The organism is Pseudoduganella sp. RAF19 (assembly GCF_052114165.1).
Taxonomy (GTDB): Bacteria; Pseudomonadota; Gammaproteobacteria; order Burkholderiales; family Burkholderiaceae_D; genus Rugamonas.
The window spans coordinates 581,805-595,477 of sequence record NZ_JBFREF010000003.1 but is presented as its reverse complement, the minus strand read 5'-3'; the positions used below and the strand labels follow the sequence as shown (position 1 = coordinate 595,477).

Genomic DNA, 13,673 nt, shown 5'->3' with positions numbered 1-13,673 from the left:
CGGACGCGGCACGGCAACAATTTCCCCTATGATGGTCCGGATAACTAAGCCTCTCACGGCGTCCGCAACAAATGATTACCAAGCTCTCATTCCGCCAATTGCTGCTTGGCGTCTTCCTGCTGATTGCCCTGCTGCTGAGCGCTACTTCCGTCCACGCCCTGCTGACGCTGGACAAGCTGTCTGCGCAAAGCCGCGAGATCGGCCGCGACGCCGTGCTGCTGACCGCCAATGCGCAGCGCCTCGCCGAGCGCAGCGTGGCGATGGAGCGCAGCGCGCGCCAGTTCCTGGTGCTGGACGATCCCGCCTTCCGCGAGCGCTATATGGATGCGTGGCGCGACGGCCAGGCCGCCCTTGACGCGCTGGCCAATGGCTTGCCGCGTGCCGAAAGCGCATCCTTTCGCGCCTGGCGCGAACATGGCGAGGCGGCGTGGTCCGCCATGCAGGTGCCGCGCGCACGCCGCGGCGCACGCCAGCAGATGCTGAACATCGCCCTCGCGGGTCTGCCCGCCATCAATGAAGGGCTGGCCGACGAAGTGAAGCGCGAAGTCGATTACCGCAACAACCAGATCCTGCAGGAGCTGGATCGCCAGCGCAGCGTGCTGACCGGCCAGGTGATCGCATCCATCGCGGTTGCCGCCGCACTGGCGCTGGGCTTTGGCATGTGGTTGTCGCGTCCACTGGGCCAGATCGAAAACGCCATCGGCCAGCTGGGTGGCAACCGCTATGACCGTCCCATTGAAGTGGAAGGGCCGGACGACTTGCGCCGCCTCGGCCAGCAACTGAACTGGCTGCGCCAGCGTCTGGCCGATCTGGAAGCGGACAAGGCGCGCTTCCTGCGCCACATCTCGCACGAACTGAAAACGCCGCTGGCGGCGCTGGTGGAAGGCGTGTCGCTGCTGGAGGACGAAGTGGCCGGCCCATTGGCGCCCAATCAGCGCGAAGTGGCAGGCATCCTGCGCCAGAACACGGCCTCGCTGCAAAACCAGATCGAAGACCTGCTGCGCTATAACACCGCCAATTTCGAAGCCCAGCATCTGCACCGCCAGCCTACCGATGCGGCGGAGCTGCTGCATAAGGTGGTGGACAGCCAGCGCCTGCAATGGCAAGCGCGCAATCTCAAGATTTCGGTCGAAGGCAACGCAGCGCTCATCATGGCCGATGCGGACAAGCTGGGCGTGGTGGTCGGCAATCTGCTGTCGAACGCCGTACGCTTCAGCCCCGAAGGCGGCGAAGTGCGCTTCACCGTTGGCGAACATGCGGGCACCCTGCTGATCGACTGCTGCGACCAGGGTCCCGGCGTGGCCGCCAACGACGCCGAACATATTTTCGAGCCCTTCTACCAGGGTGAACGCCAGCCCGCCGGCGCGCGGCGCGGTAACGGCATCGGCCTTTCCATCGTGCGCGAATACATCAGCGCACATGGCGGCACGCTGCAGCTTCTGCCCTCCATTGAAGGCGCCCACTTTCGAATCGAACTCCCATATGAACGCTAAGACTTTATTGCCGCCGCTTTTGCTCTGCGCCGCCTGCATGACGCAGCGGCCGCCACCGCAGCCTGCCCTGCCGACCATCACGCCGCCTGCGGTCAGTGCGCCGATCACGATACTGCCTGCGCCCATTGATGAAGTGGGGCCGCTGCTGGCCTATCACCAGTCGCTGCGCAAGATGACGCAAGGCGAGCTGCTGAAGGAATTGAGTGGCCTGTCGCTGCAGCAGAAGACGCCCAAGAATCTGCTGCAGTCGGGCATGGTGCTGGCGCTGACGCGCAGCCCCGCCGACCTGGCGCGCGCGCAGGCCCAGTTCGACGCAGTGGCCACGTCGAGCGAGGCCGATGCGACGCCGTTCAAATCGTTGGCGCAAATGCTGTCCAGCTATTGCGCGGAACAGCGCCGCCTGTACGACCACGTCGACAAGCTCAATACGCAGCTGAAGGACGGCCAGCGCAAGAATGAACAGTTGAACGATATGCTGGAAGCGCTGAAGGCGATTGAACGCGGCTTGCCCGTGCGTCCTTCCAGCGGTTCGTCGGCGGGGGTGAAGTGATGGCGGTCGGTGCACATCTTCTTCTGGTGGACGACGACGCGGACCTGCTGCGTCTTCTCTCCATGCGCCTGGAAGCCAATGGCTACAAGGTGACAGCCGTGAGCAGCGCGGAGGCGGCGCTGGCGCATATCGCGATGGAACTGCCTGCCATGGTAATCAGCGACATCCGCCTGCCGGGCCGCGACGGCATGGCCCTGTTCCAGCAGATTCGCAAACAATTCTCAGCCCTGCCCGTGATCTTGCTGACGGCGCATGGCACCATTCCTGATGCGGTGGAAGCGACGTCGCTGGGCGCCTATGCCTACCTGACCAAGCCTTTTGACGCCAAGGTGCTGCTGGACCGCATCGGCCAGGCCCTGAGCCTGAGCGCGCCGAGCGTGGTGCAGTCGCGCAGCGACGAATTCTGGCGGGAAGAAATCATCAGCCGCAGCCAGTCGATGGCGGAGCTGCTGGCGGAGGCCAAGCTGGTGGCGGTGTCCGAAGCCAGTGTGCTGATCCGCGGCGAAAGCGGCACCGGGAAGGAACTGCTGGCGCGCGCCATCCATCGTGCTTCGCGCCGCGCCAAGGCGCCCTTCATTGCCGTCAATTGCGGCGCGATTCCGGAGCAGCTGCTGGAGTCCGAACTGTTCGGCCATGTGAAGGGTTCCTTCACCGGCGCGGTGGCCAGCCGCGAAGGCCTGATCCAGGCTGCCGATGGGGGCACGCTGTTCCTCGACGAGATCGGCGATATGGCCCTGCACCTGCAGGTCAAGCTGTTGCGCGTGCTACAGGAGCGCGTGGTGCGCCAGGTAGGTTCGGATGCCGGCCGGCCGGTCGATGTGCGCGTGCTGTCCGCCACCCACCGCGACCTGGAGCAGGCCATGCTGGAGGGCCAGTTCCGCGAAGACCTTTACTACCGCTTGAACGTGATCACGCTGACCTTGCCGCCTTTGTCACAACGCCGCGAGGACATCGGCCTGCTGGCCACCCAGTTCCTGCAAATGCTGGCCACGAAGTACCAGAAGATGGTCAACGGCTTTGCACCGGACGCGCTGGAAGCGCTCACCCGCGCCGCCTGGCCCGGCAATGTGCGCCAGCTGTACAACGTGGTGGAGCATGTCTGCGCGCTGGCCACCGCGCCCATCGTGCCGCTGACACTGGTGCAGCGCGCCCTGCGCGTTCCGACACTGGAAGTGCTCAGCTATACCGAAGCCAAGCAGCGCTTCGAGCGCAATTATCTGGTCCAGTTGCTGAAACTGACGGATGGCAATGTGGCGGATGCCGCGCGTCTGGCCGAGCGCAACCGCACCGAGTTTTATCGCCTGCTGCAGAAATACGACCTCAACGCGGCCCAGTTCCGCTCTGATCTGACCCCTGTCGCTGAGGAGCGACAAGAATAAGCCCTTTCAAATCAAGCACTTGCCAATACAGCCCCTGGACCTGTCGCTCCCCGGCGACAGGTTATATCCCCGAAGCATTGCTTGTCAGAACGTTTAAATCTTAACTCTTTGATTTTATTGAATTTGCAAGAGCTGGCACGGCGCTTGCAATAGTCTGGGTAACGTCCCAGGGCGTCCTTTTTGACTCATAAATGGAGATAGACCATGACGAAAACCAAACTGATCGCTTCCCTGATCACCGCAGCTACCCTGTCCGCAGCCTCGCTGACCGCATTCGCTCAGCAAGATGGCGCGATGGCAGGCGCCGTCGCCGCTAGCTCTGATACCGCGCTGACCGCCAAAGTGAAGTCCGCGCTGGCTGACCAGAAGCAAATCAGCGTGACGATCGCGCAAGGCGTGGTGACTCTGAGCGGCTCGGTGGCCAGCACTGATGAAGGCACCAAAGCGATCCAGGCTGCATCCGCTGTGGCAGGCGTGAAAGAGGTCAAGAGCGAGCTGACCGTCGCCGCCAAGTAAAGTTCCCCCGTAGTACCCGCAGTAAGCAGTACGTGAGAGAGTAGTAGAAGTACCTCCCCTTCAAACGGGCGACATCTTCGGATGTTGCCCGCTTTTTTTTAAACCGGAAGGGTTGGTGGCAGCCACGCTGTGGCAGCCACCTGTTTGACGCCGCGGACTTCGAATGGGGTGGCTGGCACATCGTGCCTGCCACCTGCTTCTGCCGTGGGTTCAGGAAAGGTTTTCGAGGCGGATACGGGTAACCTTGCCGACCACCGTTTCCAGCGCCTCCATCTTCGCCATTGCCGCAGCTACATTCTTCTCCTGCGTCTGGTGCGTCAGCATGATGATATCGGTGTGCGTCTCACCCTCAGCCGGTTCCTTCTGCATCATCGCGTCGATGGAAATACCGGCATCGGCCAGGATACGGGTCAGCTCAGCCAGCACGCCCGGACGGTCCGCCACATGCATGCGCAGGTAGTAGCTAGTGGTCACTTCCGCCATCGGCAGGATCTTGATATCGGTCAGCGCATTCGGCTGGAAAGCCAGGTGCGGCACGCGGTGCTCAGGATCGGCCGTCGCCAGGCGGGTAATATCCACCAGATCCGCAATCACCGCCGAAGCGGTCGGCTCCGCGCCTGCGCCCTTACCGTAGTACATGGTGGCGCCGATCGCATCGCCCTGCACCAGCACCGCATTCATCGCCCCTTCCACATTGGCGATCAGGCGCTTGGCCGGGATCAGGGTCGGGTGCACGCGCAGTTCGATGCCTTCCGAACCGTTGACGCGGGTGCGCTTGGCGATGCCCAGCAGCTTGATGCGATAGCCCAGCTGCTCGGCGTACTTGATGTCCACCGCTTCCAGCTTGGTGATGCCTTCCACATAGGCTTTGTCGAACTGCACCGGAATACCGAAAGCAATGGCGGACATGATGGTCGCCTTGTGCGCTGCATCAACGCCTTCGATGTCGAAGGTCGGATCGGCTTCGGCGTAGCCCAGGCGCTGCGCCTCTTTCAGCACAGTGCCAAAGTCCAGGCCCTTGTCACGCATTTCGGACAGGATGAAGTTGGTGGTGCCGTTGATGATGCCGGCGATCCATTCGATGCGGTTGGCGGTCAGGCCTTCGCGCAGCGCCTTGATGATCGGGATGCCGCCTGCAACAGCGGCCTCGAAGGCCACCATCACACCCTTGGCTTGCGCCGCAGCGAAGATCTCGTTGCCGTGCGTTGCCAGCAGGGCCTTGTTGGCGGTGACCACGTGCTTGCCGTTGTGGATGGCTTTCAGCACCAGTTCCTTGGCAATGCCGTAGCCGCCAATCAGCTCAATGACGATGTCGATTTCCGGATCGTTGACGATCTCGTTACCGTCGGCGACGACTTTGATCTTGCCGCCGGTGAGCTGTTGCGCGCGTTCGGTGTTCAGGTCCGCCACGGCCACGATTTCGATGCCGCGGCCGGCGCGGCGCGTAATCTCTTCCTGGTTGCGCGACAGGACGTTGAAGGTGCCCGAACCTACGGTGCCAATGCCTAACAGGCCTACTTTGATGGGTTTCATAATCTCGTTATCTATTGTGATCGGTTTCAGCCCTGGCCGTGACGTTTGCGGTAGCCTTCCATGAAGCGCGCCATTCTTCCGAAGGCGTCGGTCATATCGTCGGCGTTCGGCAGGAACACGACGCGGAAGTGGTCCGGCGAATGCCAGTTGAAGCCAGTGCCTTGCACGATCAGGACCTTGGTTTCTTCCAGCAGTTCATAAGCGAATTGCTGGTCGTCCGCGATCGGATAGATCTTCGGATCAAGGCGGGGGAACATATAAAGTGCCGCTTTTGGCTTGACCACGCTGACGCCCGGAATATCGGACAACAACTGGTAAGCCAGGTCGCGCTGCTTGAGCAGCCGCCCGCCGGGAGCCACCAGATCCTTGATGCTCTGGTAGCCGCCGAGTGCAGTCTGGATCGCAAACTGCCCCGGTGCATTGGCGCAAAGGCGCATCGAGGCCAGCATGTTCAAGCCCCAGATATAGTCCTTCGCGTATTTTCGGTTTTCGCCCGAGAGCACCATCCAGCCCGCGCGGTAGCCGCAGGAACGGTAGCTCTTGGACAGGCCGTTGAAGGTCACGCACAGCACGTCCTCGCACAGGGCGGCGATGGAGGTGTGGGTCGCGCCGTCGTACAGCACTTTGTCGTAGATTTCGTCAGCGTAGATGATCAGCTGGTGCTGGCGCGCCAGCTCGATGATCTGCAATAGAACCTCGTCCGGATACAGCGCGCCGGTCGGGTTGTTCGGGTTGATGACCACGATCGCCTTGGTATTGGGCGTGATCTTCTTGCGCATGTCGTCGATGTCGGGGAACCAGTCCTGCTGCTCGTCGCAGATATAGTGCACCGGTTTGCCGCCGGACAGGCTCACTGCCGCCGTCCACAGCGGATAATCCGGCGCCGGCACCAACACCTCATCGCCGTTATTCAGCAGCGCGTTCATGGACATCACGATCAGCTCGGACGCGCCATTGCCCAGGTAAATATCGTCGATGGTCACGCCGGCGATATTCTTGGTCTGAGTGTAGTGCATCACCGCCTTGCGCGGTGCAAACAGGCCCTTGGAATCGGTATAGCCCGCCGCATTCGGCAGGTTGACGATCATGTCATGCACAATCTCATCCGGCGGATCAAAGCCGAACGGCTGCATATTGCCGATGTTCAGCTTGGTGATCTTGTGGCCCTCTTCCTCCATCTGGCGTGCCTTTTCAGGCACCGGGCCGCGGATTTCGTAGCAAATCTCGTTGAGCTTGTTCGATTTCTGAACCGGTCGCAAAATCAATCCCTTACATATCCATGCTGCATTGCGAAAATACCCATTCTGCCGAAAGCTCTTCATTTAGGCAACCACCGGGAAGCCTGTTTCAAGGGAAAACGATACAATAGACGTTCTATTGCGATTAAATACAGGCATTTCCCATGAAGCTTCACCAATCCAGCAACCAGCAGTACCAGACTGTGTCCGGTTATTTCCCCGGCGGCGTCGAAATTAACGGCCAGCCTTTCGACTACAGCCTGCTGGTATTGCCCGAGACGGCGCCGCGCGCCTGGCCGGTAGCCCGCTTCGAGGATCTGACGGTCGAACACTTCGCGCAGCTGGCGGTGGAGCAGCCGGACGTGGTGATCCTGGGTACCGGCGAGCGCCAGCGCTTCGTCCACCCGCGCCTGACCACCCCGCTCACCTCAAAGCAGGTCGGCGTGGAGTGCATGGACACCAATGCCGCCTGCCGCACCTACAACATCCTGATGGGCGAAGGCCGCAAGGCGCTGCTGGCACTGATCATCGAGAAACCGTAAAACAGGTGGCTGCCACGATGTGGCAGCCACCGGATTTTGCCTTTGGGGGTTGAAATAAGAAATATTGCCCTGATATAAAGGGCCGCCCCCACATAAGCTCAGGAGAACAATAGTGGCAAGCCCCAGCAATACCATCGCCGACTTCAGCGCCCCCATGACCAGCGGCCAGACCTTCCAGCTGTCCGGCCGTCCAGCCAAAACCACCGTGCTGTTCTTCTACCCGAAGGACAACACCCCCGGCTGCACCACCGAAAACATGGCTTTCCGCGATCTGCACGACAAGTTCCAGGCTGCCGGCGCCGAGATTTACGGCGTCAGCCGCGACTCGCTGCGCTCGCACGAGAACTTCAAGGCCAAGCTGGGCCTGCCCTTCGAATTGATCTCCGACCCCGAAGAAGCGTTGTGCCAGGCCTTCGGTGTCATGAAGATGAAAAAAATGTACGGTAAAGATGTACGTGGAATCGAACGCAGCACGTTTGTCATTGACGCTCAAGGGCGATTGGTGAAAGAATGGAGAGGCGTGAAGGTTCCAGGTCACGTTGATGATGTACTGGAATTCGTGGCAAGCCAGGGCTGATGGCAAAGCCCTCCTTGCGGTCGAACAACCGTAACTGAGCTTTAATATAGCCAGATTTTGAGTCAAGCTTCTTCCAACCACTCACCCCGGTGCCAACCGGACTGCAATACTGGCCGCAACGGCGGCCTTAGGCAGCCTTTCATTTCCGATTTCCCCACGCATCCATCCCCATGCCCGATCTGCTGCGGCGGCTTTGGCGTGGGCGGAACTTTTTTAGATTGAGATCCTGATGCCACTGCCAAAACTGCCTAGCAAGCCAGCCACCTTACTGCTGGCTAAAGACTACCCGAAGGCGAGCGGATCGAATCCGGTACCCTTCCCCGTTGAAGAAGATGCAGCGCCAGCGCCGAAGAAAGCGGCAACCAAGGCACCTGCAAAGACTGCGGCAAAGAAGACCGCAGCTGCAAAGAAAACCCCGGCCCTCAAGGTCGCCAAGCTGCCGGACGATGTCCCGGCGCCACCACGCACCAAGGCTGCGCCCCTGGCGCGCGGCAAGGTCACGCCGATCAAGCCCGATGCACCGCATCCGGCCAAGCACAAGGCACACGAGGTCGTGCTGAAGTCCGCCTCCAGCCGCCACGCCGATCAGGTGGGCATGACCAAGCTGTTCGTGCTCGACACCAATGTGCTGATGCACGACCCCTCCTCGCTGTTCCGCTTCGAGGAGCACGATGTCTTCCTGCCGATGATGACGCTGGAAGAACTGGACAACCACAAGAAAGGCATGTCCGAAGTCGCCCGCAATGCGCGCCAGGTATCGCGTACCCTCGATGCCCTGGTCAGCAATACCGACGACGACGACATGGAAACCGGTATCCCGCTGAACAAGCTGGGTAACAAGGATGCCAAAGGCCACCTGTATTTCCAGACCAAGGTGCAGGTAGCCGATTTGCCGGAAGGCCTGCCGCAAGGTAAGGCGGACAACCAGATCCTCGCGGTCGTGCGTTCGCTGGAAGCCGAGCAGCCGGGCCGCGCGGTGGTGCTGGTGTCGAAAGACATCAATATGCGCATCAAGGCGCGCGCACTGGGCCTGCCGGCGGAAGACTACTTCAACGACCACGTACTTGAAGACACCGACCTGCTGTACTCGGGCATCGTCCAGCTGCCGGACGATTTCTGGAACAAGCATGGCAAGGACATGGAGTCGTGGCAGGAGAACAAGAACGGCCAGAGCGCCACCTTCTATCGCGTGACCGGCCCGTTCATCCCGTCCCTGCTGGTGAACCAGTTCGTGTTCCTGGAACCGAAGAACGGCGAAGCTTCGTTCTACGGCCAGGTCAAGCAGATCAACGGCAAGACCGCGGTGATCCAGACGCTGCGCGACTATTCCCACAACAAGAACAGCGTGTGGGGCGTCACGGCGCGTAACCGCGAGCAGAACTTCGCTCTGAACCTGCTGATGAATCCCGAGTGCGACTTTATCACCCTGCTGGGCCAGGCCGGTACCGGCAAGACCCTGCTGGCACTGGCCGCCGGCCTGGCGCAGGTGCTGGAGACGAAGCTGTACAACGAGATCATCGTCACCCGCGTCACCGTGCCGGTGGGCGAGGACATCGGCTTCCTGCCGGGTACCGAGGAAGAGAAGATGGGGCCTTGGATGGGCGCTTTCGACGACAACCTCGAAGTGCTGAACAAGTCCGACGGTGAAGGCGGCGAATGGGGCCGTGCGGCAACGCAGGACCTGATCCGCTCGCGCATCAAGATCAAGTCTCTGAACTTCATGCGCGGCCGTACCTTCGTCAACAAGTTCCTCATCATCGACGAGGCGCAGAACCTGACGCCGAAGCAGATGAAGACCCTGGTAACGCGCGCCGGTCCGGGCACCAAGATCCTCTGCCTGGGTAATATCGCGCAGATCGACACGCCATACCTGACCGAGGGTTCGAGCGGCCTGACTTACGTCGTCGACCGCTTCAAAGGCTGGGCCCACAGCGGCCACGTCACCCTGGCCCGCGGCGAGCGCTCCCGCCTCGCCGACCACGCGAGCGACGTGCTCTAAGCGCGCACACGCTCCACAAAAGCCCCGCTTCGTGCGGGGCTTTTTTTATTCCAAACCAGCGGCGCAACCCAGGTGGCTGCCACATCGTGGCAGCCACCCGCTCCTTGCCGTGGGTTCTAATCCCGTCCGCGGCGCGCAACAGGATGGTCTGGTTTCAGCTGCAGCAAATCCCACAAATTGCCGTACAGGTCCGCGAAGACCGCGACCAGGCCGTAGTCTTCTTCCTTGGGCTCGCGCGCGAAATGCACGCCGTGCGCGCGCAGGCGTTCGACGTCGCGCCAGAAGTCGTCGGTATTCAAAAAGAGGAACACGCGCCCACCAGCCTGGTTGCCGACGAAGGGCTCCTGCTCAGGCTTGGCGGCGCGTGCCAGCAGCAGCGTGGTGCCGCTGCCGCCGGGCGGGGCGACGACGACCCAGCGCTTGTCCTGCGCCGGCTGGTAGGTGTCTTCGATCAGCTCGAAACCTAGTTTGTCGACGTAGAAATCGATCGCTTCATCGTAATCGCGTACGACCAGCGCAATGTGCACAATGCTCTGCTTCATAGTGGCCACCATTTTTTGGTCGCCACGCGCGCGTTGCGGGTGACGTTGCCGTTACGGGTAAGAAGAAGCTCGACCACTTTGCCCTGCGGATCGCGCACAAACTCGGCCTGCGACAAGGAATCGCGCACGAAGAAGGCGCTGTCGGAATAAGGGAAAATCTCAACCTTTGGAGCGCCGCTGCGTTCAACGACCAGATGATCGCCATCGCGCTTCACCGTGCGTACCGTTCCTTCGTCGCCGTGATAAGTGCCCGCGAATTCCTCCAGCGTCGATTTGCTCAAAGTGATCTTGCGGTAATGCGGCACCGGCTTGCCCAGGGCGACTGCCGCCACGCGCTGCGCCAGCAGTTCGGTGGTCACGTCGCCGCTGGCATTGGCCAGCACCGCGACGTAGATGCCCTGCTCCGGCAGGCGCGCCACGAAGCTGCTGAAGCCGTAGATCTCGCCGCCGTGCGAGTATTCGGTCACCCCTTGCAGCTTGCCCAATCCCCAACCGTAGCCGTAATTGCTGGGTTCTCCGTTCTGCAGGCGCGCCGGCGAAAACACGCGCTGCCAGCTTTCGCCTTTCAGCAGCTTGCCGCTGGCGATGGCTGCATCCCAGCGCGCCAAATCGTCCACGGTCGACACCAGCCCGCCCGCTGCATAGGCCATGGACATGCTGATCGATTTCGGCTTGCTGTACTTGCCGTTGTCAGCATCGTAGCCTTTAGCGCGCATGGACGCGGCACGTTCATAACCGGCGTAGGCCGTATTGCCCAGTCCCAGCGGCATGAAGATGCGCTCTTCCATGAACTTGCCATAAGGCTCACCGCTCACTTTCTCGATGATGGCGCCCAGCAGCACATAATTCGAATTGCTGTACTCAAAGCGCGCGCCCGGCATGAAATCGAGCGACTTGCCTTTGATGCGCTTCAGCAGATCCGGCAGCGCAATCTCATCGCCGCGATCCAGCAGCAGGAAGCGCCACTGCCTGGTGTAGTCCGGCACACCGGAAGTATGCGTCAACAGCTGCTCAATCGAGACATCGCGCAGCTGCGGCGCAAGGTCCGGCAAGTGCTGCGCCACCGAATCGGTGAGGGACAGCTTGCCCTCCTCCGCCAGCATCATGATGGCCGTGGCGGTAAACTGCTTGGTGACCGAACCAATGGGCATGGACACCGCCGGCTCCATCGGCTGGCGCCTGTCGATATCAGCCCAGCCATAAGCCTTGCGAAATACCGTCTCACCATTGCGCGCCACCAGTACGACCGCGCCGGGCAAGCGATCCTTGCCGACCTGGCCCACCACGTCATCGATCTGCCGCACGACGGCAGGATCAAGCGACGCCGCCTGTGCGAGTCCGCCAGCCGCCAGCGCGGCAAAAAGAAGCTTGACCTTCCAACGGTGGCAAGGATTAAGATGAATCATCATTGAGAAAAAAGGAGTTTCTGATGTACGAACTGCAAGTTGAAAATATGAGCTGCGGCCATTGCGTCGCTTCCGTCACCAAGGCCGTAAAGGCCGTGGATGCGGGCGCCACGGTCGATATCGACCTGGCCAGCAAACAGGTCAAAGTGGACAGCGGCGCCGCACTGGACGCCGTCAAATCGGCCATCGTGGAAGCCGGCTACCCCGTCACCAGCGCGCGCTAATCCGCGCGTCACTTCTCCAGCTCCGGATAGTGGCGGAAGATGCCATCTTCATTGAAGGCAATCCGCCGCTTCGAAGCCAGATAGGCCGCGATATTCGGCCGCTCCGACACCATCTTGTGCAGGGCCACCAGGCCGGGCCAGTCCGGCTCCAGCTTCTTCATCGTTTTCGGGAAGGCGTAGCGCAGGCCTGAAATCAGTTGGAACATCGACAGGTCCACATAGCTCAAACGCGAGCCGGCCATGTACTTGCCGCGTCCCGGATTGTTCTGCAGGATTTGCTCGAAGTAGCCAAGGAACTTGGGAATGCGCTCGGCGCAGAAGTCCCTGGCGCGCGCTTTCGCTTCCTTCTTCTGGTCTTCGTAATAATGATTGGTGGAGATGGGATGGTGCGTGTCGTGTGCTTCGTTGACGATGTCCGCGATGGTCAGCTGCAGTTCATTGCACCACAAGCGGCCCGCTTCCGAACGCGGCGCCAGGCCGTGGCGGGCGCCGATAAACATCAGGATATTGGCCGTCTGGCCGATCAGCAGCTCGCCTGCGCGCAACACCGGCGGCGCGAACGAGGCCCGTTCTTCCTGCGCGGGATCGATGGACGCCATGGTCGGCGGCATGCCCTTCTTCTGGCGCGCCACGTCGACGTAAGGCACGCCGGCTTCTTCCAGTGCCAGGCGCACGAATTCACCGCGTCCCTGGATCGTGGGCCAGTAATACAATTCGTAAGGCTTCATCAGTCCTCCTGCGTTGCCTGGCCGGTGAGCCAGGATTCGACGGTTGCTGCGGCCGCGGACAACTCCCTGTCTTCCAGCCGTACCAAATAGTAATCGAAACCCTGTAACAACGGCGCAAACGGCGCCTCCAGCAATCCCATCGCGATCTCTTCGCTCACCAGCGGCAGGGATGCCAATGCCACGCCCTGCCCCGCAATGGCAGCTTGCACGGCATGGCTCTCTTCAGAAAAGACGATGCCGGCGGAGGCCTCCAATTCCAGCCCCGCCGCTTGCGCCCAGCGCGCCCAGGTCTGCGCGCCGCTGCCGCCGCGCTGCCATTCGAAGTGGATCAATGGATGCTTCAGCAGGTCGCGCGGCCGGCGCAGTTTCAGGCGCGGGCTGGCAACGGGCGCGTAATCGCCGCGCATCAGCAGCGTCGCCTGCAAGCCCGCATAGTGTCCCCGTCCGCCACGCACCGCCAGGTCGGCCCCGCCACTGCGCAAGTCGGCCACCTGCGTCGTCGCCTGCACATGCAGGTCGATGCCGGGATGCGCCTGCTGGAATGCGGCCAGACGCGGCACCAGCCAGCGGGCGGCGAAGGCCGGCGTGGTGGATAGCGTGACCGTACGGCGCCCGGCATTGCGCAGACTTTCCACGCCTGCCGCAATGGCATCGAATCCGGCGCCGGTGGCTTGCAGCAGAATGCGGCCCTGCTCCGTCAACTCCACTGCGCGCGTCTTGCGCACGAACAGGCGGCAATCCAGCGCTTCCTCCAGCGCCTTCATTTGATGGCTGATCGACGTTGCGGTGACGGACAGCTCCTCCGCCGCCAGCTTGAAGCTCAGGTGGCGGGCGGCGGCCTCGAAGGCACGTAAAGCGGAGAGTGATGGCAATCGTCGGTGCATGATACATGACTATAACTCATCTATCGGGTGAGCAATGATCGTTTGTCGCCGCCGCGCGGCAG

Annotated in this window: 14 protein-coding genes; 8 read left to right on the top strand and 6 right to left on the bottom strand. The window is 61.5% G+C overall.

Annotated features, from left to right (window positions below; all coding sequences use genetic code 11):
• Nucleotides 1-71: 71 nt before the first annotated feature.
• The 4 genes from AB4Z19_RS10580 to AB4Z19_RS10565 all read left to right on the top strand — a co-directional run bounded on the left by AB4Z19_RS10580 (nucleotide 72) and on the right by AB4Z19_RS10565 (nucleotide 3,938).
• A complete protein-coding gene (locus AB4Z19_RS10580; protein ID WP_442028687.1) occupies nucleotides 72-1,493 on the top strand; it encodes a HAMP domain-containing sensor histidine kinase in 1,422 nt (473 codons plus the stop codon).
• Nucleotides 1,483-2,043, top strand: a complete 561-nt coding sequence (locus AB4Z19_RS10575) for a hypothetical protein (RefSeq protein ID WP_442035223.1) — start codon at nucleotides 1,483-1,485, stop codon at nucleotides 2,041-2,043. The genes AB4Z19_RS10580 and AB4Z19_RS10575 overlap by 11 nt, the downstream gene beginning before the upstream one ends.
• The gene (locus AB4Z19_RS10570) at nucleotides 2,043-3,422 is read left to right on the top strand and encodes a sigma 54-interacting transcriptional regulator (RefSeq protein ID WP_442029230.1); all 1,380 of its coding nucleotides are present in this window, start codon (nucleotides 2,043-2,045) and stop codon (nucleotides 3,420-3,422) included. The genes AB4Z19_RS10575 and AB4Z19_RS10570 overlap by 1 nt, the downstream gene beginning before the upstream one ends.
• Nucleotides 3,423-3,626: 204 nt before the next feature.
• On the top strand, nucleotides 3,627-3,938 hold the full coding sequence (locus tag AB4Z19_RS10565; protein ID WP_442029228.1) for a BON domain-containing protein: 312 nt from the start codon (nucleotides 3,627-3,629) through the stop codon (nucleotides 3,936-3,938).
• A gap of 210 nt (nucleotides 3,939-4,148) precedes the next feature.
• Here AB4Z19_RS10565 and AB4Z19_RS10560 read toward each other — a convergent pair whose 3' ends face one another.
• Together AB4Z19_RS10560 and AB4Z19_RS10555 are read right to left on the bottom strand one after the other, a co-directional pair.
• Entirely contained in the window at nucleotides 4,149-5,471 is a 1,323-nt protein-coding gene (locus AB4Z19_RS10560; RefSeq protein WP_442035222.1) for a homoserine dehydrogenase, read from the bottom strand.
• Nucleotides 5,472-5,497: 26 nt separating this feature from the next.
• Complete coding sequence (locus AB4Z19_RS10555; protein ID WP_442029183.1) at nucleotides 5,498-6,730, bottom strand: pyridoxal phosphate-dependent aminotransferase; 1,233 nt, start codon at nucleotides 6,728-6,730, stop codon at nucleotides 5,498-5,500.
• Between the two features lie 143 nt (nucleotides 6,731-6,873).
• Here AB4Z19_RS10555 and AB4Z19_RS10550 point away from each other — a divergent pair, with 143 nt between their 5' ends.
• The 3 genes from AB4Z19_RS10550 (at nucleotide 6,874) to AB4Z19_RS10540 (ending at nucleotide 9,827) form a co-directional block, all read left to right on the top strand.
• Nucleotides 6,874-7,251: an Mth938-like domain-containing protein gene (locus tag AB4Z19_RS10550; RefSeq protein WP_442029182.1), complete on the top strand. Its 378-nt coding sequence runs from the start codon at nucleotides 6,874-6,876 to the stop codon at nucleotides 7,249-7,251.
• A gap of 133 nt (nucleotides 7,252-7,384) precedes the next feature.
• Nucleotides 7,385-7,828 (top strand): peroxiredoxin, encoded by a 444-nt coding sequence (locus AB4Z19_RS10545; RefSeq protein WP_442035271.1) that lies wholly within the window; start codon nucleotides 7,385-7,387, stop codon nucleotides 7,826-7,828.
• Nucleotides 7,829-8,057: 229 nt separating this feature from the next.
• Nucleotides 8,058-9,827 (top strand): PhoH family protein, encoded by a 1,770-nt coding sequence (locus tag AB4Z19_RS10540; protein ID WP_442035221.1) that lies wholly within the window; start codon nucleotides 8,058-8,060, stop codon nucleotides 9,825-9,827.
• A gap of 116 nt (nucleotides 9,828-9,943) precedes the next feature.
• On the opposite strand, the gene AB4Z19_RS10535 is transcribed toward AB4Z19_RS10540, so the two are convergent.
• Nucleotides 9,944-10,369 (bottom strand): VOC family protein, encoded by a 426-nt coding sequence (locus tag AB4Z19_RS10535; protein ID WP_442029692.1) that lies wholly within the window; start codon nucleotides 10,367-10,369, stop codon nucleotides 9,944-9,946.
• Nucleotides 10,366-11,778: a serine hydrolase gene (locus AB4Z19_RS10530; RefSeq protein ID WP_442035220.1), complete on the bottom strand. Its 1,413-nt coding sequence runs from the start codon at nucleotides 11,776-11,778 to the stop codon at nucleotides 10,366-10,368. The genes AB4Z19_RS10535 and AB4Z19_RS10530 overlap by 4 nt, the downstream gene beginning before the upstream one ends.
• Before the next feature lie 20 nt (nucleotides 11,779-11,798).
• Here AB4Z19_RS10530 and AB4Z19_RS10525 point away from each other — a divergent pair, with 20 nt between their 5' ends.
• Nucleotides 11,799-11,999: a heavy-metal-associated domain-containing protein gene (locus tag AB4Z19_RS10525; RefSeq protein ID WP_442035219.1), complete on the top strand. Its 201-nt coding sequence runs from the start codon at nucleotides 11,799-11,801 to the stop codon at nucleotides 11,997-11,999.
• 8 nt (nucleotides 12,000-12,007) lie between these two features.
• On the opposite strand, the gene AB4Z19_RS10520 is transcribed toward AB4Z19_RS10525, so the two are convergent.
• Nucleotides 12,008-12,727, bottom strand: coding sequence for a glutathione S-transferase (locus tag AB4Z19_RS10520; RefSeq protein ID WP_442030127.1), 720 nt, complete (start codon nucleotides 12,725-12,727; stop codon nucleotides 12,008-12,010).
• On the bottom strand, nucleotides 12,727-13,611 hold the full coding sequence (locus AB4Z19_RS10515; protein WP_442035218.1) for a LysR substrate-binding domain-containing protein: 885 nt from the start codon (nucleotides 13,609-13,611) through the stop codon (nucleotides 12,727-12,729). The genes AB4Z19_RS10520 and AB4Z19_RS10515 overlap by 1 nt, the downstream gene beginning before the upstream one ends.
• Nucleotides 13,612-13,673 lie beyond the last annotated feature (62 nt).